General features: G+C 33.8%; 25 protein-coding genes and 1 pseudogene. 12 read left to right on the top strand and 14 right to left on the bottom strand.

Going from position 1 to position 23,162, the window contains the following annotated elements:
• The 5 genes and pseudogenes from DUZ96_RS04470 to DUZ96_RS04450 all read right to left on the bottom strand — a co-directional run.
• Positions 1-228 (bottom strand): annotated as a pseudogene (locus tag DUZ96_RS04470) (hypothetical protein); the annotation flags it as partial.
• A gap of 54 nt (positions 229-282) precedes the next feature.
• Complete coding sequence (locus DUZ96_RS04465; RefSeq protein WP_114300751.1) at positions 283-1,848, bottom strand: beta-1,3-glucanase family protein; 1,566 nt, start codon at positions 1,846-1,848, stop codon at positions 283-285.
• Between the two features lie 10 nt (positions 1,849-1,858).
• Entirely contained in the window at positions 1,859-2,779 is a 921-nt protein-coding gene (locus DUZ96_RS12890) for a DUF1566 domain-containing protein (protein ID WP_181855224.1), read from the bottom strand.
• Positions 2,780-2,895: 116 nt separating this feature from the next.
• A complete protein-coding gene (locus tag DUZ96_RS04455; RefSeq protein WP_114300750.1) occupies positions 2,896-4,137 on the bottom strand; it encodes a fibrobacter succinogenes major paralogous domain-containing protein in 1,242 nt (413 codons plus the stop codon).
• Positions 4,134-4,604: a T9SS type A sorting domain-containing protein gene (locus tag DUZ96_RS04450; RefSeq protein ID WP_258774316.1), complete on the bottom strand. Its 471-nt coding sequence runs from the start codon at positions 4,602-4,604 to the stop codon at positions 4,134-4,136. The genes DUZ96_RS04455 and DUZ96_RS04450 overlap by 4 nt, the downstream gene beginning before the upstream one ends.
• 335 nt (positions 4,605-4,939) lie before the next feature.
• Here DUZ96_RS04450 and DUZ96_RS04445 point away from each other — a divergent pair, with 335 nt between their 5' ends.
• Positions 4,940-6,337 (top strand): hypothetical protein, encoded by a 1,398-nt coding sequence (locus DUZ96_RS04445; protein ID WP_147267054.1) that lies wholly within the window; start codon positions 4,940-4,942, stop codon positions 6,335-6,337.
• A 597-nt stretch (positions 6,338-6,934) separates the two neighbouring features.
• Here the strand turns inward: DUZ96_RS04445 and DUZ96_RS04440 are convergent.
• The 3 genes from DUZ96_RS04440 to DUZ96_RS04430 all read right to left on the bottom strand — a co-directional run bounded on the left by DUZ96_RS04440 (position 6,935) and on the right by DUZ96_RS04430 (position 8,680).
• Entirely contained in the window at positions 6,935-7,780 is an 846-nt protein-coding gene (locus tag DUZ96_RS04440; RefSeq protein WP_147267053.1) for a DUF1566 domain-containing protein, read from the bottom strand.
• A 7-nt stretch (positions 7,781-7,787) separates the two neighbouring features.
• Positions 7,788-8,261, bottom strand: coding sequence for a T9SS type A sorting domain-containing protein (locus DUZ96_RS04435; protein ID WP_114300764.1), 474 nt, complete (start codon positions 8,259-8,261; stop codon positions 7,788-7,790).
• Positions 8,262-8,449: 188 nt separating this feature from the next.
• On the bottom strand, positions 8,450-8,680 hold the full coding sequence (locus DUZ96_RS04430; protein WP_114300747.1) for a hypothetical protein: 231 nt from the start codon (positions 8,678-8,680) through the stop codon (positions 8,450-8,452).
• A 270-nt stretch (positions 8,681-8,950) separates the two neighbouring features.
• Between DUZ96_RS04430 and DUZ96_RS04425 the strand changes: the two genes are divergently transcribed.
• Positions 8,951-9,643: a hypothetical protein gene (locus tag DUZ96_RS04425; RefSeq protein WP_114300746.1), complete on the top strand. Its 693-nt coding sequence runs from the start codon at positions 8,951-8,953 to the stop codon at positions 9,641-9,643.
• A 25-nt stretch (positions 9,644-9,668) separates the two neighbouring features.
• On the top strand, positions 9,669-10,175 hold the full coding sequence (locus DUZ96_RS04420) for a nuclear transport factor 2 family protein (protein ID WP_114300745.1): 507 nt from the start codon (positions 9,669-9,671) through the stop codon (positions 10,173-10,175).
• A gap of 95 nt (positions 10,176-10,270) precedes the next feature.
• On the opposite strand, the gene DUZ96_RS04415 is transcribed toward DUZ96_RS04420, so the two are convergent.
• A complete protein-coding gene (locus tag DUZ96_RS04415) occupies positions 10,271-11,167 on the bottom strand; it encodes an EF-hand domain-containing protein (RefSeq protein WP_114300744.1) in 897 nt (298 codons plus the stop codon).
• A 201-nt stretch (positions 11,168-11,368) separates the two neighbouring features.
• Here DUZ96_RS04415 and msrB point away from each other — a divergent pair, with 201 nt between their 5' ends.
• The 3 genes from msrB to DUZ96_RS04400 all read left to right on the top strand — a co-directional run bounded on the left by msrB (position 11,369) and on the right by DUZ96_RS04400 (position 13,273).
• Positions 11,369-11,821, top strand: coding sequence for a peptide-methionine (R)-S-oxide reductase MsrB (gene msrB / locus DUZ96_RS04410; RefSeq protein ID WP_114300743.1), 453 nt, complete (start codon positions 11,369-11,371; stop codon positions 11,819-11,821).
• On the top strand, positions 11,821-12,369 hold the full coding sequence (gene msrA / locus DUZ96_RS04405) for a peptide-methionine (S)-S-oxide reductase MsrA (RefSeq protein ID WP_114300742.1): 549 nt from the start codon (positions 11,821-11,823) through the stop codon (positions 12,367-12,369). Before msrB ends, msrA begins: the two co-directional genes overlap by 1 nt.
• A gap of 175 nt (positions 12,370-12,544) precedes the next feature.
• Positions 12,545-13,273, top strand: coding sequence for a nitroreductase family protein (locus DUZ96_RS04400; protein ID WP_114300741.1), 729 nt, complete (start codon positions 12,545-12,547; stop codon positions 13,271-13,273).
• 2 nt (positions 13,274-13,275) lie between these two features.
• On the opposite strand, the gene DUZ96_RS04395 is transcribed toward DUZ96_RS04400, so the two are convergent.
• The 5 genes from DUZ96_RS04395 to DUZ96_RS04375 form a co-directional block, all read right to left on the bottom strand.
• Positions 13,276-15,252: a cytochrome c biogenesis protein CcdA gene (locus tag DUZ96_RS04395; RefSeq protein ID WP_114300740.1), complete on the bottom strand. Its 1,977-nt coding sequence runs from the start codon at positions 15,250-15,252 to the stop codon at positions 13,276-13,278.
• Positions 15,253-15,387: 135 nt separating this feature from the next.
• The gene (locus tag DUZ96_RS04390; RefSeq protein WP_114300739.1) at positions 15,388-15,792 is read right to left on the bottom strand and encodes a rhodanese-like domain-containing protein; all 405 of its coding nucleotides are present in this window, start codon (positions 15,790-15,792) and stop codon (positions 15,388-15,390) included.
• 18 nt (positions 15,793-15,810) lie between these two features.
• Positions 15,811-16,122, bottom strand: a complete 312-nt coding sequence (locus tag DUZ96_RS04385; protein ID WP_114300738.1) for a rhodanese-like domain-containing protein — start codon at positions 16,120-16,122, stop codon at positions 15,811-15,813.
• A 125-nt stretch (positions 16,123-16,247) separates the two neighbouring features.
• Positions 16,248-16,859 (bottom strand): thioredoxin family protein, encoded by a 612-nt coding sequence (locus tag DUZ96_RS04380; RefSeq protein ID WP_114300737.1) that lies wholly within the window; start codon positions 16,857-16,859, stop codon positions 16,248-16,250.
• 6 nt (positions 16,860-16,865) lie between these two features.
• Positions 16,866-17,405 (bottom strand): TlpA disulfide reductase family protein, encoded by a 540-nt coding sequence (locus tag DUZ96_RS04375; protein WP_114300736.1) that lies wholly within the window; start codon positions 17,403-17,405, stop codon positions 16,866-16,868.
• A 234-nt stretch (positions 17,406-17,639) separates the two neighbouring features.
• On the opposite strand from DUZ96_RS04375, the gene DUZ96_RS04370 reads away from it, so the two are divergent.
• From DUZ96_RS04370 to trpB, 6 genes are read left to right on the top strand one after another with little or no spacing between them, the layout of a single operon-like run.
• Positions 17,640-19,040, top strand: coding sequence for an anthranilate synthase component I family protein (locus tag DUZ96_RS04370; protein ID WP_114300735.1), 1,401 nt, complete (start codon positions 17,640-17,642; stop codon positions 19,038-19,040).
• A 1-nt stretch (position 19,041) separates the two neighbouring features.
• A complete protein-coding gene (locus DUZ96_RS04365) occupies positions 19,042-19,608 on the top strand; it encodes an aminodeoxychorismate/anthranilate synthase component II (protein ID WP_114300734.1) in 567 nt (188 codons plus the stop codon).
• 2 nt (positions 19,609-19,610) lie between these two features.
• Positions 19,611-20,603, top strand: coding sequence for an anthranilate phosphoribosyltransferase (gene trpD / locus DUZ96_RS04360; RefSeq protein WP_114300733.1), 993 nt, complete (start codon positions 19,611-19,613; stop codon positions 20,601-20,603).
• Complete coding sequence (trpC, locus tag DUZ96_RS04355) at positions 20,600-21,385, top strand: indole-3-glycerol phosphate synthase TrpC (RefSeq protein WP_114300732.1); 786 nt, start codon at positions 20,600-20,602, stop codon at positions 21,383-21,385. The genes trpD and trpC overlap by 4 nt, the downstream gene beginning before the upstream one ends.
• Positions 21,382-21,996 (top strand): phosphoribosylanthranilate isomerase, encoded by a 615-nt coding sequence (locus DUZ96_RS04350; protein ID WP_114300731.1) that lies wholly within the window; start codon positions 21,382-21,384, stop codon positions 21,994-21,996. Before trpC ends, DUZ96_RS04350 begins: the two co-directional genes overlap by 4 nt.
• Positions 21,980-23,161, top strand: coding sequence for a tryptophan synthase subunit beta (trpB, locus tag DUZ96_RS04345; protein ID WP_114300730.1), 1,182 nt, complete (start codon positions 21,980-21,982; stop codon positions 23,159-23,161). Before DUZ96_RS04350 ends, trpB begins: the two co-directional genes overlap by 17 nt.
• The last annotated feature ends 1 nt before the right edge of the window (position 23,162 follow it).

The following is a 23,162-nucleotide window of genomic DNA, read 5'->3' as shown; positions in this document are numbered from 1 at the left end:
TCCATCAATAGTATCCCATTGAATAGCAGAGAAGTCATTAAAAACATTTCCTGTGCCACCTGTGCCTATCTCTAAAGTGACTAACCCGTTTGCATTAGTATTTACAAAATGTGTTTCAATATATGCTGTTCCTCCATATTGCGAGTACAATATTTCTATCTCAATACCGACAAGTTGTTCACTTACTAAGGCTCCTGATGCATCTCTAACCACTGCTTGATAGCTCATCTTCTCAGGGACTTGGGCAGAGGTTGNGAACAACTAAAATGGGGTGCAGTTTTTTCATTTTTTAATGATTTTAAATGTTTTTAATGCTTTATTGTTTTGATTTACTTTAAGAATGTATGTGCCAAGGGCCAATTGTTGCATCCCTATTTGTGTGTTATTTTGGGTGACTAAGCCTTTTGCAACCACTTTGCCTTGCAAATCATACATGGCATAGCTCATACCAACTAAATTCGCATCTGTTAATGCCAATACAACCACATCTGTTGCAGGGTTGGGATAGGTAATTGTTAATAGCGAGTTTTCTGATAAGTCCTCATTACTTAATGTGTTGTCATTAAACCCGCCAATTGTTATTTTAGCACGGTCAGGTATCGAAGTTTGTAAAGTAGATGAATGGTCAAACACATCATCATAAGCAAAGGCATATGTCTTGGAATCATAAGCTATATTTTCTTGATGAAAAAACGCGACATATTGATTATGAGTAAAGTTGTTATTGAAAAAAAACAGCTCATTGCTCCAATCTTGTAATACCCCTGAAGATACTGTGTAATCAATAACCCCTCTATTCATGGCAGCACAAAATTGTGCCTGAAAAACAAGATCAGCATCATTACTTGGGGTTTCTAGTACATTTTCAGCTAATTTGCCTTTTGCTTCAATTACTTCTTGAGTATTTGGCTTACCATTAATCCATGCTTCCACATTATTTTCATTACTCATTTTTAAAATATCGGTACCTTCTTCAACGTAACCTCGAAACACCCCCCAGTTAGGGATACTCACAGCCAATTCATTATCCTTAAAATACGACCAAACTGCATCAATATAATCTTGGAAATAAAATTCAGAAACACCACCCTCCTTAAATTCTTCTAATTTTGATGGCTGTTCGATAATACCTGGCAGATTTGATGGTCCTATCAAGTCATTTTCACTGTAGCAGGGATAAAAATCATCACCAATAGGAAACGCTTGTTGAAATAAATTAATAATCTCTTCATGAGAAATTAATTCACCTGCTTTTTTGTATGCATTGTTTGATTCAGGGGTTCCCCATATTTCTAGTCCCATTGGATACTGATAAGCATCAACACGGGTCGTGTTTGTCCATAAACCAGCCGAAGACCAGGTTAACTCTATAATTTCAAAGCGAATATTACTATTTGGATCTGCAGGGTTTTGTAGATCTGGACCTGTATAACCGCCACTATCAAAAAAATGTATATACATGGGATTAACAAACGAAATATACATACGGCATCCAAAAATTGCTGGTATGTGAAGTGTCCCATCGGTTATTTCACTTAACGGCGTGAACATATCTGCATACCCCCAATCGCCTGGTTCTATATGTAAAGTGTTATAAGTGTCGTTTATTGGTATTAAAGCAGGGTTATCAATTGCGTTATTATTGAAATCAACCCACACTGGACCCAAACTAGTGGTTTGCCCCACAAGGCCAATATAAATTTCATTATCTGAGAAATGTGGTGAGTTATTAATTACTTCATAAGGAATTGTGGTTTGTCCAGATACTATGCCGATTACAAATAATTGTAGTATTGTAAGGAAAATTTTAGTATTTATTTGATTGTTATTTTTTAGTAATTCTTTCATAATTTAATAACTAAAAAGCCCGAATAGCACGAACATAGAGGGCGAAGTTCTTACCTCTACCTAAAATAGTACCGCCATTTAAAACATCAAGAGAGTGACTAAAAAGATCATATTTTTCAGTAGAACTCCAATAAAGAGCATCAGCTAAACCCGCAATATTGCCTAAACCTAGTGCATTTCCTTGTCCTATATTTTCATACAGTAATTTTAATTCATATATGGAAGGTAAATACCAATCTGATCTACCTCCTAAAATTAATTCACTACACAAGCCACTTGCGTAGCAATTTGGAGGCTGACCACCACAGGAACCTTGTACATCTATAATTCCGTAAGTATTTCCAAAACCACCACCAATACCATTAGCAAACGTATTAGTTTTTATATTGCTACCATTATACCATTGAATCCCCGTGCTTTGATCACTTGGCGCACTTATCAACCCATGACAGCCCGAGGCGTCTAAATAAAAGATAATGCCGCCCTGGTGGGTGTCGCCAATTGCAAGCCCGCATGTGGAAGTCACACTTTCTGCAGTTTTGGCATGCAAAGCATAAGGAACACTCAACAACTCACTGGTGCCTGTTATGGTATAACCAGAACCTCCTGTTGGGTCTATTTCTGTTTTTATAAAATAAGGGCCAGCAGACCAATCAAGCGCAGAGAAATCTCCTGAGACCACAGAACCCATCCCTATTTCTATACTCACTAAACCATTAGCGTTAGTGGTTGGTGTTTGGGTTTCTACATAAACTGCTATTCCTGTTGCTGTAGTTTGCAAAATGCTTATTTGCATGCCTACTGCTTGGTTTGTTACTAATGCATCACCACTGTCTCTTACAACAGCTTGGTAACTCATCTTCTCAGGGGCTTGGGCAAAGGTTGTTGCAGTTATTAATATTACTGCTAAAATGGTGTGTAGTTTTTTCATTTTTTAATGATTTTATTTGTTAAAAAGCTCTAACAGTACGTGTGCCGTAAGGCGCTGATTGTAAAAGACGGGGCTGCTTTTAAGGCAGCCCCTTAAAGAGTCAAGAGTCAAGTTTTTTAATCCCTCACAAAACGCACTGAAAAGCCGCTTTGCTTGAGGTAGTTGTTCCTGTATAAGTTACTGTCATTGACGTACAGGATGCGGACCCATGCGTTAATTGTATTGTTCTCAGTGGAACTCCAAAAGAATGCATCGTAACCCTCAGAGTTGGACGCACCATTGTTGTAACGGTAACCCTCAGGGAAGGCGTTAAAGACACTACCGTTGTTTAAACTTTGGTCGTTGCCTATTGCTCCTTCATTTGTTGAGCTGTTCCATCCTGTAGTAGATGCCATCGACTTGGCTATTTTGTTTCCTGTGGTGGTGCCATCATAATTATAGCCGTTGGCTATGAGGTGTTCTTCAAGCGTTGTCCACTCGGCATCTGATGGTACGTGCCAGCCCTCTGGTGCAAATTCTTTTCTTAATGATGCATCTGTCAATGAAGCTACATCGTGAATACCCATCACGGCATACCAGTTATAAAGCCTTGGCTTTGTGGGGTCGTTGTCATAATAGCTCCAAGCTCCTGTGGTAAGACTTTCCCATTCTGCATTATCAGTAACTTCTGGAATAGGCGTGCCATCTCTATAGGTTACCATCTCGGCGTTTTCTACGGTCCAAACTTGGCCGCCGTAGGTAAGATAACCGTATGTGTTGCCGTCAACGTCTGTTATTGAGCCTATCTGTGCATTAACAATTTGATCTTGAAGCTCTGCTATTTTTTCCAATAAAACAGATAAAGTCACGGCATCTTGAGCCTCTGTTGGATCTTGTAAATCTTTTATCTGTTGGTTGTTGGCGGAGTTGTTTTCTGAAAGTACGGCTTCTAAATTATGCGTTGTTGGTGTGCTGTTGCCACTATTCTTGGCATACAAGGCATAAGGAACACTCAGTAATTGACTGTTGCCTATTATACTGTAATTACTCCCTCCTGTAGGGTCGGTTTCTGTTTCTATAAAATATGGACCGTTGTCCCATTCAATACTATTAAATGATCCTGTAATTACAGTTCCTGTTCCTATCTCTAAAGTTACTAACCCATTTGCGTTAGTTGTTGGCGTTTGGGTTTCTACGTAAACTGAGGCTCCAAATTCAGAGCCTTGTTTAATTTGTATTCTCATACCAACTACTTGTTCACTTACTAAGGCTCCTGATGCATCTCTAACCACTGCTTGATAGCTCATCTTCTCAGGGGCTTGTGCAAAGGTTGTAGCAGTGATTAATAGGGCAACTAAAATGGTGCATAGTTTTTTCATTTTTTAATGATTTTAAATGTTTTTAATGCTCTATTGTTTTGGTTTACTTTTAGGACATACATCCCTGTAGCTAAATCCTGCATCATTATCTGGGTATCTGCTATGGTCACCTGTCCATTGGAAAGCACCTTACCTTGAACATCAATAAGCAGGTAACTTAAATTAGTAAGAGCACTATCGGTAACAGAGAGCATCACATTGTCGGTGGTGGGATTGGGATAGATTACAGCTTTTAAATTAACCGTTGTTAGTTCTGGATTACTCAAAGTTTGAAACTCAAAGGCTTGCTGCACACCTTCTGACACACTACCACTGGTGTTAGAGTATTCATTATAAGAAACTTGACCAACAGTATAACTCACCGTGCCGTTACCCGTAGCAATTCCTCCAGATGTGACTATTTTTGATTGTGATTGTGTTGTAAAACAATGGCCAAGAGCGAATAGAAATAAAAGATATTTTTGCATCATTATATAATTTATTTTTAAATTTAATGAATAAAATCTTACAACACTAAAATAATTTACGTTCAAAAACCAGAACAGCAAAATAAATTCATGTTAATTCTACTAAATCAGACCTAAAAAAGTTCGACTTCACTCCCTTCTCCTCCACGGCATTATTCCCTAAAATAAATTTTATTTTAGGGAATATTTTTTCATTAAATTAATTGAAAATTCGGTAAATGATACGATATCTTAAAAATCTAATATTAAATAAAATTATTCTAGATTTGTAAGAACAAACATTATGGATATAAAGACAATTGTGTTTATCCATTCGTTAACCTTAATTTTAGTGCATGAAATATCCCTGTCTTTTACTTTGGCTACCGTTTCTCTTGAGTTGTTCTAATAATACAAACAGTCAAGAGCAAAGTAACCGTATCAAAGAATTAGAGAATAGATTGCAAAAATTAGAAAGTATTAATTCAAATACTGAAGAAGTAGATACTCAAAATATATTTAATAAATATGCAGAAGGTAATATTCAAATTGAAGAAATTTGCGTTTCGTCAATGTTTGGAGATGATAAATCTGTAAAACCAAATCAATTTTCCTGGACAGCTAATTCAAACTTATTTTCAAACATTAGTGAGATATACATAGATGATGAATCAGCTATAGGTACTTCTCTTTCTACAACATATAATAAGTGGTCAAATTACACAAACGGTCGTATAAAAATTGAAAAAAATTACGGTGAAATGACCAGGAGAGAAATAGAAAATGTTTATGGAACGGATGATGATATAACGTTTGAAGCCGATATTATAGATTTTGAATACAATGACGGCATTTTAATATTGTCAATATCTAATCCTTTCAGTCCTACTAAATCAATACGCTATGACCATGATCAAAGAACTGTAATTTGTATTACACCATACGAAAACGATGTAATTACCAGCAATGATGTTTCAGATGGCTATGAAGGTGCTGACCGTACAGGTTATGAGCGGGTGCATGAAGTAAAACTTGAGATAGGTTCTTTAGCTCACATAAAACAAGAATTCGAGGATAATAGTATTACACAAGAGGGTGAATTCTTTATTGATAGTGATGGCGATGCGTTTAAATGGAACGGTACAGATTATGAATGGGTTCAATATAGAGATCAGCATACCAGAAAAGATATTGCTAATGTTAGATGGAAAAGACCGTATACTTTGTTTGACCTAACAACTGATGAGCCAATTTTCCCTGTTAATGTTGATGGCATTCTCATTTACAAAATCTATTATACGAGCAACGAAAATCCAAGTCCAAAATATGGAGAATTCACACTTAGTCAATTAGAAAACCACCTATATTATAAATTTAAAAACGAAGAAAACTGCATTACTTTCCTCAATGGAGGAGCAGAGAAAAAAGATGTCGCGCAGGAAAAACGGAAAGAAGGAGAAGGAAGATACAAGGTTCGCTCGAAATTTCCAATAATTGAGAGTATAAAAGATTATAAGTGTTCATGGTGTAATGAAGAATTTGAATTAATAGATGCATTTAAACAACCAATTGGAACTTATAGTTCTAGCGATATATACAGACTGAAAAATGACGAATATCAAATGAATGAATTAGAAGATCTACTTGAATTGATACAAAATGAGGATGAAAGTGCTGATGGAATGAATTATACCTACTCGATTAGTTTCACTTCACATTTTTATTGTTCAAGGAGGTGTGCAACTAATCGATAAAAATAAAAGCTGAATTTAAACAAATTAAAACCAGAGCCTAATGAAAAAAATCGCATTTTTTACAGTTTTGTTTCTGCTGTTTTGCATGGCGAAAACTATAAATAATTATTCCTGAAATTGGAAGATTAACAAATATTGAAAAGTGCATTGATGGTAAGTGTGAGGAAGTTTATTCAGAATGGTAATCAAACAGCCTCTAGCTAGGCTACAATATCGAACGTGAAAAGTCGCACTACATTTAGCCCCGATGAAATTGTCGATTTAAAGAATGAATTAGGAAAAACGTTGCCTAACAATAGCTAAAAGTAATGCTATCTTTAAAGTTACATCATGTATAAAATTTAAAACATAAAATAGAACTCGGCTTGAAAGTTTTTGAGTTAGAAACCGCACTACTTTTAGCCGTAGCGTTGGATTCAAAATAATTCGAAATCCTCCCCAAAATAGTTCGATTTTACTCCTCTTGGCTCCACGATGAAACGTTAATTCAGTGCGAGATTCAAGAGAAAATGGATTTGGTAATCTTGACAACTCCTCAAAAAACCTCAACTATAAGACAACCCAATAGTTGAGATTTATTATTTGTGAAATTATGGCTTAAAACGCTCGAACAGAACGTACAAAGAAAGCATCACCTAAAGTAAAAGAATAACTGTTAAATTGACTTCCAGAAAAGAAGTTTTGTCTCCAAGCAGTTTCTAGATACGGCATTCCTGTCGTTCCAGAATTATAATCTCCATCACTTTGAGTAGAGGTCCAATAGGTCTTTGATCCAAATGTGTCTCCAACGGATTCGATGTCTGCCTTTTGTGCAAACATTTGAGCTAACTCGTATCTTGTGGGCAGTCTCCAGTCTGTAAAATTTTGACCGATTTCTGAATGATTTGAAGGGTCGGATATAAAATTTTGAGCGTTATACCATGTTGATAATCCCTGATCTATTGTTTCACAAACCAAACCGTGCTTGCCATCCGCTGAGAGCATAAAAATATAACCTCCTAGCTCTGGCGAATATCCAATCGAATATGTTGGTGAAACAACACTCTCAGCCACCTTTGCATGCAATGCAAAAGGAACACTCATTAATTGGCTTATCCCTGTGATGGTATAGTTGCTCCCCCCTATTGGGTCGGTCTCAGTTTGTATGAAATAAGGACCAGCGCTCCAATCTATTGTGCTAAAATCATCTGAGGTACTGCCGGTACCAACCTCAATACTGACAAGTCCATTTTCATTTGAAGTTGGAGTATGGGTTTCTACATATACCGCTGTTCCTGTGGTTGTATTTTGTAAAATACTTATGCGCATCCCTACTGCTGAATCACTAACTAAAGCTCCGCTTGCATCTCTAATTACTGCCTGGTAACTCATCTTGTCTGGTGATTGTGCAAAGCTTGTTATACTTAGTAATAATGCTACTATTAAAGTGTAAATTATTTTCATCTGATATTTATTTTTTTATAATTTTAAACGTTTTTAATTCGCTATTTTTTTTACTCACTTTCAAAACATAAGTGCCTATTGAAAGTCCATGCAAACTTACCTGAGTATCTAAACTGCTAATTTTTTGGTTAGATATAACTTGACCCCTAATATCTACAAGAACATAGCTTAAATCAGTAAGAGCGGTATCTGTAATATTTAGTACCACATAATCTGATGAAGGATTCGGATAAACTACAGCTTTTAAATTAACTGTTGTCAATTGTGGATTGCTTAGTGTAAAGAATTCAAAACTTTGTTGAACTCCTTGACTGATGCTACCGGTACTGGCATTGGTGGCTGTATAAAACACCTGACCTAGAGTATAGCTAGAAGTTCCTCCACTCCCTGTAGCCTCGCCTCCAGAAATCGCTAAAACTTCTTGGGATTGTATAAAGAATGATGTTAGTAATGTACATATTATAACTAATGTGGTTTTCATAAATGGTCTTTTCATTAAACGTAAGTATAAAAAAAAGTGCCAGACCTACCAATCTGACACTTCAACGTTAGTATTTAAGTTAGTTATATTGCTTAAAAGAACTTTTTATTTATCTTTTTAATTTAAATAATCGATGAGTGACTGTTTGCAAACGCCGAATAGACAATTACTTTAGATGAACTGTTTTTTTATTCACTAACGTTAGAATGTTTATCAAGTTGACATGCATTCTTAAAGGCTTTAATTCCTAAAATAATATAGTTTCTCGAGCCATATGTTACCTCTACGAAAAATGTATCTATCGCATAACAATTGCAATATGTTTTATCACTGTATGAACTATGCAACAGGTAACCAGATTGATTTACCACAGCCATTTTAGCGCTTGTATCTAGTAAATTAAATTCAATTGATGTCATTACAAGTTTTATTTCAATTATTTAGGTTAAACCAGATTTAAAAATGCTTGCACTGATTTTTTACCATTATAACCTCCTGAAGAATTATATTTAATATTTCACGGAAAGAAATTTTTTATCGACAAAATGCATTGAAGTTTCCTTGAATAAACATTTTATGTCGATGAACGATTTTGTAAAAAAAAAGTATTATGAATCATCTGTCTTTTATTTTTATTAATGAGTAGAATAATCTATATTTATTACTTGTAAATAACAATTAATAATATTATGAAAAACCAATTCTTTATTTTCGCCTTTTTACTTACTATATCATTATCTGCACAGGAATTATTTTGGTATGATGTGATCTTAGATGTTAATGGGCAACATACTAATCAATTTGAAAATATCGTTGATGACTACTATTCTAATAAAAACTTTCCTGATGGTGTCTCAATGACATTTTCTCGTATACCATTAAAAGGAATAGGTTTTGAAGGCACCCATATTTTGAGTTTTGTAAGCCCCTCTTCGGAAACTCTTGCAGAACTAAGAACATCTCTCAACGGAGGTGAATGGGAAGATTATTTAGATTTAGTTAGGCCTTATGTTAAACAAGTGAGAGCTTCAGCAGGCAATGTCATAACTGCATATAACCAAGATGAGTTTAATCCCATTGGTCAAGCGTGGATATTCAAAATTAAAAGCAAAAATGTTCCTTTGTTCACTTCGGCATTTAAAACGCTTATGAAAACATTTGATTTTCCGGGATTTGTGGGCTTAGCGCAATTTACACATGGCACGAGCAATGGGGAAAATCTTATTATATATGGTACCTACCCTGATTTAAACTCAGCGTTTAGATTTGGACCTAAAAATGAAGATGAGTCTAAAGCGTTTAGCGAATTTTCAGAGGCTGTTGACGATATTTCAGAATTTTCTCAAACTTGGACAAGGGCAGAAATAAAAACATATAACTAAACAAAAAAATAAGACAATTTAAAATATGAAAAATAACATAGTATTTCTTTTAGCAACCTTCTTCTTATTTGCCTGCCAAAATAAATCTGAAATTATAGGATCGACAATAAATTCTGAGGGTATTTCTAGTGAAATTCTAGTAGGTAAAATAGAACATCAGAAAATCTGGATTGATTATATAGATGCTCATAATAATAGAGATTTAAAAAAAATAGCTGAAATAAATTCTGATAAATGGCAAGGATATCCTCCTAACGGAACAGTAATTGAAGGGAATGAGGCCCACATTAAATTTCTCGAGGAATGGTTTAATTCACAAGCAAATCCCAAATGGACCGTAAAATGGATGATTGCCAATAAAGGTGAGGATGAGAATGGTGTCCTTCAAGATTGGTTAACTTCTGGAAATGATATAAAATTTAAAGACGAACAAGGTAATGAGACTGTAGAACACCATATACACGATATTATGTTTGAAGGAGAAAATATTAAAAAAATCTATGTTTACTCAAGACCAAAACCTCAAGAATAAAATTGATCGGAAAGACTTAAGAATTTTTAAATTTAAAATCCTGTAATTTTTAAGTTACAGGATTTTAAATTAAAAAATATTAAGGACTATGTCTTCTAATTTTCTTTTTCTACCTCTTTTAATCTAAATGTAGCATAGACAAAATCAATCTTCTTAGTAAATTCTTCAAGTTCTATTGAACCGTCTTCATAAGTATCTAAACCATAAAATCTTAATTTTGCATTTATTGGTTTACCTAATTTATCTTTTTTACCTTCATAATAAGTCTGTAATTCTTCTAGACTTATTTTGTAATTTTTATCTAAATCCAATTGAAAGAATAAGGTGATACGTTGATTAACATAATCTTCATCACTCGAGGTTGGTTCTGCAATCGAATCAGCACCTCCCACTTCTGTTCTGTTTGATTTTATTTTTTCATAACCTAATTTCATATCTGGTTTAGACATGATCTCATCCATACTTATTTCATCATTCTCATTAGCATCCAAGGCATAAAAAATCAATTTACCATTAATTAACTCGCCAGTAATATTATCAATCTTACCTTTATTAAAATCCACCATTTCATCAAGTGTTATCTTACCATCCTTGTCAATATCAATTCTAGTGAATTTTGTTATCGCCTTTTCACTTTCACTCAAATTATCTTCGATGCTAACTTCCTCTTGAAAACGTTCTGGATACTGCCAACGATCTCTATATTTAGTTGCCAATTTAAAATCAGGTCCTTTGACATATTCATTTAGTGTTATGATACTATTTCTATTGGCATCAAAAGCATAAAACAACCGTTTGGCATCAATGGGTTCGCCGAAGGTATTGAGCTTACCTCTGTAAAATGTACGCATTTCACGATTGGTTATAACTTCATTACCATCAGTATCAATGGTATTAAATAAAACCGTACGTTGTTCGGTAGTGTCTTGAGCTATGATAAATGACCCTATAAAAAAGAATGTAGCTTTAAGTAGGTTTGTTAAAACTTTCATCACAATTGTATATTATTTGCCTTACGAATATACACTTATTTCTAAATTACACTAATATTCTTGCCTTAAAACACTAATGAATAATAATCTAAGAAGTAAACCCTTAACAGAATTTTGTAAGTTTTTTGACAATACTTCGTCTATCTTTACATATTCAATAAAAGCATATTTATTAACTAAAAACGAAAGGAATAAAAAGGTATGCTAACATGGAAAGATATTATAAATTTTTCGGTTAATGGAAATCCAACTCCAGACAGAAGAGTTGAAAAAACAGAATCAGAATGGAGAGCTCAACTCACTCCTGAACAGTTTAGAATTACGAGACAAAAAGGTACAGAAAGACCACATAGTGGAGCACTTTGCAGTATCTATGACGAAGGTAAATACAACTGTGTTTGCTGTAATATGCCTTTGTTTGATAGTACAATAAAATTTAGTTCAGGAACAGGTTGGCCAAGTTTTACTCAACCTATAACGGAGAATGCAATTAAATATGAGAAGGACTCCTCTTATGGAATGGTAAGAGTTGAAGTAATGTGCAATAGCTGCGATGGACATTTAGGGCATGTTTTCCCTGATGGACCGGAACCAAGTGGATTGCGTTATTGCATAAATTCAGAGTCAATGACATTAGACAAGGATATTGCTTAATGGATCACAGAAATTTACAAGTTGCCGTAGTTGGCGGAGGATGTTTTTGGTGTACAGAAGCAGTTTTCCAAGAAGTTAAAGGTATTGAAAAAGTAGTTTCTGGTTATTCTGGTGGTAACGTACCTGGGAAACCAACCTATAGAGAAATATGCTCAGGATTGACTGGTCATGCCGAAGTGATTCAAATCACATTTGATGCGAATGTGATTACGTACGAAGATATTATCATAATATTTATGACTACGCACGATCCTACTACATTAAATAGACAAGGTGCAGATCGTGGTACGCAATATCGTTCAGTAATTTTTTACCATAGTGAAGAGCAGAAAAAAATTGCAGAAACTATAGTCAATGAATTGAGCAAATATTATGAAGATTCCATTGTAACGGAAATAACTGAAGCCACAATATTTTATGAAGCTGAAGAAGAGCATCAAAACTATTATAGAAACAATCAGCAACAAGGGTATTGTAGTTTTGTAATTAAACCAAAACTTATGAAATTGAGAAAACTCCATGCTGACAAGTTAAAAAGCATTAATTAAATTTAAATTTCACTCAGGTGTTTTTGAAAATGAATCGCCTCAAATCACTTTATAAAAAAAGAAAACACAACGTCAAATCTAAAAGACGAATACGTATTTAAAGTACTAAACTTTAATGTTAATATGGATCGTGTAATAGTGACTCAATCTATAAATTAATAAAAACTAAAAGCGCATGGAAAAAACAGTTACAGAAGCTATTGCTTATAGACGATCAACTCGGTTATATACAGAACAACCGATTGATACAGACAAAGTAAAACAATGCCTTATAAATGCCTCTTTAGCACCAACGAGTAGCAATCTTCAGCTCTGGGAATTTTATCATGTTACCAACAAAGAAAAACTAAAATTACTTGCAGAAGCATGTTTCAATCAAAGCGCTGCAAGGACAGCCCAACAATTGGTAGTTGTTGTGACAAGAAAAGATTTGTGGCAAAAACGAGCTAATGCAAATATTGATTTTTTGAATAGAGTATATAACAAAGAAGGACTGAGCGAACGTGATTTAAAACGTAAAAAAATGGCCACTAATTATTATAAAAAACTCATACCTACGATTTACATGGACTTTCTTGGTATACTAGGATATATTAAATTTTTTATTTTTCAGATTGTTGGTATATTCAAGCCTATTTACAGACAAACACGTTTAAGTGATATGCGAATTGTCGCCCATAAAAGCGCTGGCTTAGCTGCTCAAAATTTTATGACCAGTATGGCAGCAATTGGCTATGATACTTGCCCGATGGAAGGTAGTGATACATTAAGGGTTAAAAAGATACTCAACCTTCCAAGTGGTGCTGAAATAAATATGGTGATTGGATGTGGCATTAGAGATGATAAAGGTATTTATGGTCCAAGATTTAGAATCCCTTTCAAAGAGGTATATTTTGAAGTATAACCTTAATTCTTAAAATTTTCCAGTCCCTTTTTTAACCAATCGTAATATGCATCTGCGTCAGGTTCATAGGCATTTGTAGTATTTAGCAATTGCATGTCATGGTCTAATAATGCGTAATAGGGTTGTGAGTTGTTCTCAAAATTAATCGTTTGCAAAGTTGCCCATTTATCGCCTATAGTTTCTATTTCCTTAACCGATCCATTACTTCTTAAATACTGAAATTGATCTTCTTCAGGCAATGCTTTTTTATCGTCTACATACAGCGAAATTATGACATAATTTTCACTAAGTATATCATAAACATTAGACGCGCTCCAAACCTGCTCTTCCATCTTTCTACAGTTAACACAAGCCCAACCAGTAAAGTCTAGTAAAATAGGTTTATTCTCTGCCTTAGCTTGTGCCAAGCCTTCACTTAAATCCTTATTGCAGTTAAGATCTAATGGACATTCAGATGATTTTTCATATAGGCTATAAAACACAGGTGGCGGGAAACCACTTAACCATTTTAGGTTTGCATGAGCTGAATTTGTCAATCCTGGTATAAGGTAAATTACAAATGCAATAACCAAAATACCTGTTGTTATTCTTACTTTACTTAGTTTTTGCAGAGGCCCATCATGTGGAAACTTTATTTTCCCAAATAGATATAGGACCAATCCAATACCAATAAATATCCACAGACCAATAAACACTTCACGTTTAAGAAGTCCCCAATGCTCAACCAAATCTGCATTAGATAAAAACTTAAGTGCTAAAGCTAATTCAATAAAACCTAGCACTACTTTAACCGTATTTAGCCATCCACCAGACTTTGGCAACGAATTAAGCCATTTAGGAAACATAGCAAATAAGGAGAACGGTAAGGCCAAAGCTAAACCAAATCCACTCATTCCCATAGTTAATTGCATAGCACCACCATCTGCTGTTAATGAACTTCCCAAAAGCGTTCCCAATATTGGACCTGTACATGAAAATGACACTATAGCCAAGGTTAAGGCCATAAAAAATACTCCAATAAATCCACCAATTTTATTGGCTTTACTATCCATAGCTGCACTCCATGATTGTGGCAGTGTTAATTCAAAATAACCAAAGAATGAAAAGGCAAATACTATAAAAATTATAAAGAATATTATGTTAAGAGTAACATTAGTAGAGATATTATTCAATATTCCAGGATCTAAAGAATCTAATACATGAAAAGGAATACTCAATAGCGCATAAATTATGAAAATGAAAAAACCATAAAGGATCGAGTTAAATAAACCTTTCTTTGGATCGTTTGCACTTTTAGTAAAAAATGAAACGGTTAAAGGTATCATTGGAAACACACAAGGGGTTAACAATGCAATTAATCCACCCAGAAAACCCAATAAAAAAATCGAAAAATTACCTTTCTTTTTAATGGTTTGGCTTTCAAATTTATCCCAACCTGTTACATTAAGATTGAATGACTCAGATAATTCCTTGCTCCTATTATCGATCTCGGCAATTTCTTTGGTTATATCGGAGCCATCTAATGAAATATTGAAAGTGTAATCACCAGGAATACATTTAGAATCGTCACAGGTTTGGTATTCTACAATAAGATCAAATTGGCTAAGTTCAGAATTACTAATTGCAATCAATTGTTCAAATACGGCAGTGTCCTTAAATTTTACAACGTTTTCTTCAAATATTTTATCAAATATTGGCGCTACAGAGGGCTCAGCGAACTCACCTATTAGAGTATAATTATTTTCCTGATTTGTAAATTCAAAGAATGTTGTAGGTGCAAAACTTTCTTTAGATTGTTGGTGCTGGGAATAAATGTACCAGCCCTTATCAATATTAGCTTGTATAATGACTTTATACTCATTTTCTGAAACTTTCTCAACCTTTGACTCCCACTTTACAGGTTCTAAAATCTGAGAATTTAATTGAAATGAAAAACAAAACGCAATTAATACGTAAAATAATAGGGATTTAATCTTCATAAATAAAGCGTTAACATAAATGTAATTGTTGTAATTCTAATATTGATAAACAGTCGCGTAATTTATAAAAACCTTAAGAATTACAATGATACTTTTATAACATAAAAAAACCGAACAAATTGTTCGGTTATGTTTTTATGATTTTACTTCAAGCTCGAGTTCTTCAGAATGTTGCCACCTGGATAGACCTCCCTCGAGATCATAGATTTTTTCAAAACCAGCTTCTTCCATTTTCTTTGCGCATTTTGCGCTTCTTGTGCCACCTTTACAATATAGGATAACTGGTTTCTCCTTATCTAACTTTGTTATATCTTCCTCAAAAGTAGGTGAAAAATAATCAATATTTTGAGCATTTGAAATATGCACTTCACCGTACTCCTCTGGTGTTCTCACATCTATAACCTGAACATCTTCCGATTCTAAAATAGATATCATTTCTTCTGCAGTTACTAATTTAATTCCAGTGTTTTTAGTATCCATACAGCTTACTAAAAAACAAAGTACGGGAATTAAAAAACAGATATAAAAAAATCTTTTCATGACTATCTTAATATTTAATTATTGATGAATAATATCACCCTTCCAATCAAGTATACCTCCAGATAAATTAAAGACGTTTTCAAAACCAAGTTGATTCATTACTGCACATGCTTGCTCACTACGACCACCTGATCTACAATACACATAGTAATTATTAGACTTATCAAATTTATTAATTTCATCAATAAATCCTTGACCTTTATAAATATCTATATGAATTGCATTTGGTATAATTCCGTCGTCAACTTCGTTCTGAGTTCTAACATCTAAAACAACCGAATTATTGTCTTCTTCTAGTTGTTTTGTCCAATCTTTTTGCGATAAATTCACTTTTTATAGCTTTTTACTTCAACAAAATTAACATTTCCTTATGATATAGACGAAAAAAAACCCGAAGTTTTACAACTTCAGATTGATTTTTTTCTATTTTTTATGACAATCAAATATTCAATACATTACACTTTGATTGAACATCCAATAGCGCGTGTTTCTTTTACCTTAACGTCACCACCATCTAGCAATGTATCTACAGCATCTTCAACATACTTTGTTGTTACTAATGCCGAATCTTTGTAGTTATCATCAATTGCACCAATATATTTTACTTCATTACCTTTTCTTGTTTTTTCTAAAATATATACATGAGGTGTTTTAGTTGCTCCATATTGTGGATAAATCTTTTGTTCCTTATCCATTAAATACGGAAATGTAAATCCTTTTGCTCTAGCTCGAGCTTTCATTGCCTCCATATTATCACCAGGTTTTACATCAGTGTTATTAGGCATGATTGCAATTACAGGAAATCCTTTTGAAGCATATTTTTTATCTAATGCAACAATTCTATCCTCGTATGCTACGGCATATGGACAAGTATTACAGGTAAAAATAACAATGAATCCTTTTGCGTCTATGTAGTCTGATAAAGATACCAATTTACCATCTATATTTTCCAGACTGAAGTCTGTTGCTAAATCACCAACTTTATAACCATCTGTATCTGGCTTAACTGTAAATGCCGAAACAACGGTCATAATTACTATTAGTGAAAGTACCTTTAAAGTTTTCATGAGTATTTATTTTAAAAATTGTTTTAATTCGTTTTCTAACTCCTCTTGAGTAAATGACCTTTCGTAAAAAAGGCGCTTTTCATTATTATAAATTATTGTAGCCGGAATTGCTCCTGACCAGTTTTCGTTAATAGCAGGTATCCATCTATTTTGATCTGTATCATCAAATGCAACAACCTTAGATTGTAATTTGTGCTTGCTCATAAATGGTTTGAGTTTAGAATCGTAATTCTTCGGGAAATCTAAACTTACTAATAAAACCTCGACATTTTTATCTTGATACTTTTCATTAACTACTTCAAAATATGGTAACTCTTTTACACAGGGCGCACACCAAGTAGCCCAAAAATTTACCACATGAATATTGTCATCTTTTTTGTTAATTAACGGTTCTAAACCATCGTAATCATAAATCTCAAGTTCAATACTTTCTGAACCAGGTTCAACAACTTCAGCAGTTACCTTATCAACCTTCTTTTCAATTTGAGGATTTTCATTTTTACATCCTACAAATAGTAAGAAAACAACCAGTATAATTTGTTTCATAGGCTAAAGTTATTAATCAAAATTTATGACTTGGAATAATTAACAAAAAATTAATTCAAAAGTTTGATAATAAAAATTATCATTTCTATATTTGACACATAATGAAAACAATAATTACTCATACTTGGTGGTGGAATTTCTCAAACTCGACGTCTGTGAATTAACACCTTGTATGTATAAAATATAGAAAAAAGGCTTGTCATTCACGACAGGCCTTTTTTTAATTAACAATCAATGAAAACATTTAGTTTATATACACACTATAAAAAGATACTTGCAGATACTATCACACCTGTTAGTATATATCTTAAAATTCGAGATAAATTCCCTAACAGTATTTTGTTAGAGAGTAGTGACTACCACGCTAATGACAATAGTTTTTCTTATATCTGCTGTAATCCAATAGCATCAATAGAAGTTAAAGACGAAACAATATGTCAGAATTATCCAGATGGAAGCTCAAAGATCAACCACGTAAAAACAGTTAGCGTTGTTGAAGAAATACAAAAATTCACAAAGCTTTTTAAAGTTGAAAATAATAAAGAATTTAAATTTATAAACAACGGTATTTTTGGGTATACCGCCTATGATGCTGTGAAATATTTTGAGGATATAAAAATCTCAAACAAACCAGATTCTATAGAAATTCCAGAGATTTATTATGCGGTCTACCAAAATATAATCGCCATTAATCATTTTAAAAATGAGGCCTATATTTTTGCACATTGCTTTGATACCGAAAATAATATTGAAACACTACTTCAGCTAATTCAAACGAGGCAATATGCATCTTATGATTTTGATACTGATGGCGATATAGAGTCTAATCTAACTGATGATGAATATAAAGAACATGTTGAACTTGCAAAGAAACATTGTGCGCGAGGTGATGTATTTCAACTTGTATTATCTAAACAATTTTCTCAAAAATTTAGTGGCGATGAATTTAATGTATACCGAGCACTAAGAAGTATAAATCCATCTCCTTATTTATTCTATTTTGATTACGGCAATTTCAAAATTTTTGGAAGCTCACCAGAAGCACAGCTTATTGTAAGCGATGGGAAAGCAGAAATACATCCAATTGCTGGCACATTTAGACGTACAGGAAACGATTTAAAAGATGCTGAGCTGGCTGAAAGTTTAATAAACGACGATAAGGAAAATAGTGAACACGTAATGCTTGTTGACTTGGCGAGAAATGATTTAAGCAGACACGGTCATAACGTTAAGGTAGAAACATATAGAGAGGTACAGTTCTTCTCACATGTTATTCACCTTGTCAGTAAGGTCACTGGCATAAAAAACAAAGGAACTGAGACTATGCAAGTAGTTGCAGATACATTTCCTGCAGGAACTTTAAGTGGTGCTCCAAAACATATGGCGATGCAGCTCATAGAAAAATATGAAAAAACCAGCAGAGGATATTATGGAGGCGCGATTGGTTTTATGGATTTTGAAGGCAATTACAATCACGCCATAATGATAAGGACGTTTTTAAGTAAAAACCATAAATTATTTTGGCAAGCTGGTGCTGGATTGGTTGCAAAATCTGAACCAGAAAGTGAATTACAAGAAGTATACAACAAGCTTGGTGCATTAACCAATGCTATAGAACAAGCTAAAGATATTTAAGATGAAAAAAGTTTTAGTTATTGACAATTACGATAGTTTCACTTATAACTTGGTACATTACCTAGAGGATTTAAAATGCAAGGTAACTGTAAAAAGAAACGATAAATTAACTCTAGATGAGGTTGAAGCTTTTGATAAAATTGTTTTGTCACCAGGACCTGGTATACCAGATGAAGCCGGTCTTTTAAAAGATATTATTGCAAAATACGCATCTACCAAAAGTATTTTTGGCGTATGTCTTGGCCAACAAGCTATAGCAGAGGTATTTGGTGGCTCACTGGATAATCTAGATCAGGTTTATCATGGTGTTGCCACAGATATAACATTATCAGTTGATGATGAGGTATTGTTTAAAGGATTAGACAAAACATTTGAAGTAGGCAGATATCACTCTTGGGTTGTAAGTGCGATTTTACCAGATAGTTTAGAGGCGACTTCTTTTGATGAAAATGGTCAAATAATGTCATTAAGGCATAAAGAATACGATGTGAAAGCTGTACAATATCACCCTGAATCTGTTCTTACACCTAATGGAAAAAAAATACTTGAAAACTGGGTGAATAGTTAATTATGAAAGAAATTTTAAACAGACTCATAAATCAAGAAAGCATCAGTAGTGATGAGGCTAAAGCCGTTTTGGTAAATATTTCAAAAGGAATGTATAACCAGAGTCAAATTGCTTCTTTTCTTACGATTTATATGATGCGTAGTATCACTATTGAAGAATTAAGAGGATTCAGAGATGCACTTTTAGAATTATGCATTCCTGTTGAACTTGATGGAATTGACACTATAGATTTATGTGGTACAGGAGGTGATGGAAAGGATACTTTTAATATTTCAACATTGTCATCTTTTATAACTGCAGGTGCAGGTGTGAAAGTTACTAAGCATGGAAATTATGGAGTTTCATCAACTTGTGGCTCTTCAAATGTAATGGAGAATTTAGGCATCAAATTTACCAATGACATTAACTTTCTAAGAAAAAGCATTGATGAGACTAACATTTGTGTTTTACATGCACCACTGTTTCATCCGGCTATGAAAAATGTAGCACCAATTCGACGAGAATTAGGCGTTAAGACCTTTTTTAATATGCTAGGACCAATGGTAAATCCTGCATTTCCAAAAAACCAAATGGTGGGTGTATTTAATTTAGAGTTGTTAAGGCTTTATGGTTATCTATACCAAGAAACAGATAAGTACTACGCCATCGTTCATGCATTAGATGGCTATGATGAAATATCCTTAACAGGAAAAACAAAGGTCATTACCAATGATTCAGAATTACTCTTTAGTCCGAAGGAAATTGGATTAAATCAGGTCAATCAGTCTGAAATTTTCGGTGGTGATACTGTAAAGGACGCTTCAAGTTTATTCAAAAAAATAATTAATGGCGATGGTACAATAGCCCAAAACGAAGTTGTGCTCGCCAATTCGGGCTTAGCAATAGCAACGGCCAATAAAATTGATCATAAAGCGGGTATTGAAATGGCAAAAGAATCCTTGTTTGGTGGTAAAGCAAAGCAATGTTTAACAAAACTGATTGAACTTAGTAAATGAACATTTTAGACAAAATAGTATTTGATAAACGTAAAGAAGTTGAACTTCGTAAGGCTTTAATTCCAACGAGTCAACTAGAAGCATCTGTGCTATTTAATAGACCTACACATAGCCTTTCAAAAGCCTTGAGAACTAGTAGTTCTGGCATTATCGCTGAACACAAGCGCAGATCACCATCTAAAGCCGAAATTAATTACAAACTCAATGTACAAGATGTAGCAGTAGGATACGAAAATGCAGGAGTTTGTGGTATGTCTGTATTAACAGATGGTAAGTATTTTGGTGGCTCTTTAGACGATTTAATAATTGCAAGATCAAGTTGTCAATTACCACTATTGAGAAAAGAATTTGTTATTGACGAATATCAAATCTTAGAAGCAAAGGCGTATGGTGCGGATGTAATTTTACTGATTGCTGCCATTTTAACAAAAGATAATATAAAGTCTTTGTCAGAATTTGCTAAATCATTGCAGCTCGATGTGCTATTAGAAGTGCATAACGAGGAAGAATTACATAAATCAATTATGCCTTCGTTGGATATGCTAGGGGTTAACAATAGAGATCTAAAAACCTTTAATGTTAGTCTAGAAACATCTAAACTACTTAGTGATTTTATACCAGATGAATTTGTAAAAGTTTCCGAGAGTGGTATAAGCTCTATTGAGGCTATTAAAGAATTGCAACCATACGGTTATAAAGGATTCTTAATAGGTGAAAATTTTATGAAGACAGACAATCCAGGTAAAAGTGCAACTCAATTTATAAAAAATATCAACTCATGAAACTGAAGGTTTGTGGAATGAAATATCTTAATAATATGGAGGCTGTAGCAAAACTGCGACCTGACTTTTTAGGGTTTATATTCTACGATAAATCCTCAAGATATTTTAATGGTAATTTACCTTACTTACCACAAGCCATTAAAAAAGTTGGAGTGTTTGTAAATGAAGACTTAGAAACATTACAAAGTATAATAAAAAAACAAAAATTAGATGTGGTTCAATTACATGGACAAGAATCACCAGAGTATTGTTCTCAACTTGAAAACGCAGAAATAATCAAAGTATTTTCAATAAAAGATTCATTTAACTTTTCAGTACTATTACCTTACGAAGAGGTCTGCGATTATTATCTTTTTGACACAAAAGGCAAACTACCTGGAGGCAATGGTTACACTTTTAATTGGAATGTTTTAAAGGATTACCCATCAACTAAACCATTTTTTCTTAGTGGTGGAATTGGTTTAAAAGAAGTAGAAAAACTTAAAGATTTTATAGATAGTCCAGCTTCAAAATATTGCTATTCTTTAGATGTAAATAGCAAATTTGAAATAAACCCTGGAGTTAAAAACATTAATGATTTAGAAAAATTTAAAAATGAGTTACAACATTAACAAAAAAGGCTATTATGGGGAGTTTGGTGGTGCATATATACCAGAAATGCTGTACCCAAATATTGAAGAACTTCGCCAGAATTACATAAAGATTTCTGAAGACCCTTCTTTTAAAGAAGAGTTTAATCAGTTATTAAAAGATTATGTTGGCAGACCCTCACCTCTATATTTTGCAAAGCGACTTTCAGAAAAATACAATACCAAAATTTATCTAAAGCGCGAAGACTTAAATCACACTGGTGCTCACAAAGTAAACAATACAATTGGTCAGATTTTATTGGCAAAACGACTTGGTAAAACACGTATTATTGCTGAGACAGGTGCTGGTCAACATGGTGTTGCTACTGCGACCGTTTGTGCTCTTATGGGAATAGAATGTGTAGTGTATATGGGTGAAATTGATATCGCTAGGCAAGCTCCAAACGTAGCACGTATGAAAATGTTAGGCGCCAAAGTTGTACCTGCACTATCGGGAAGTAGAACATTAAAGGATGCCACAAATGAGGCGATGAGAGATTGGATCAACAACCCAGTAAACACGCATTACATTGTTGGTAGTGTTGTAGGACCTCATCCATATCCAGATATGGTAGCAAGATTTCAAGCCATTGTATCTGAAGAAATCAAGACCCAACTTAAAGAAAAAGAAGGTACAGAAAACCCGGACTATCTTATTGCCTGTGTAGGTGGAGGCAGTAATGCTGCAGGCACTTATTATCATTATTTAGACAATAAAGATGTGAATATCATCGCCGTCGAAGCTGCAGGAAAAGGTGTAGATACCGGTGAAAGTGCGGCAACTTCTGTTCTAGGAAAAGAAGGTATTATTCATGGCAGTAAAACCTTATTAATGCAAACGAATGATGGTCAAATCACAGAACCTTATTCTATTTCTGCTGGATTGGATTATCCAGGCGTTGGCCCAATGCATGCTAATTTATATAAAACAGGTAGAGCAGAATTCATTGCCATAACAGATGATGAAGCTATGACGGCTGGGTTGGAGCTATCACAACTAGAAGGTATTATACCTGCTATTGAAACTTCGCATGCCTTAGCAGTATTTGAACATAAAACCTTCAATCCAGATGATATTATTGTAGTTAACCTATCTGGAAGAGGTGATAAAGATTTACAGAATTATATTGACTATTTTAAGTTATAAA

It is taken from the genome of Winogradskyella sp. KYW1333 (assembly GCF_003335675.1).
GTDB lineage: Bacteria > Bacteroidota > Bacteroidia > Flavobacteriales > Flavobacteriaceae > Winogradskyella.
The sequence above is the reverse complement of the archived record's forward strand: the minus strand, read 5'-3'. Positions and strand labels throughout refer to the sequence as shown.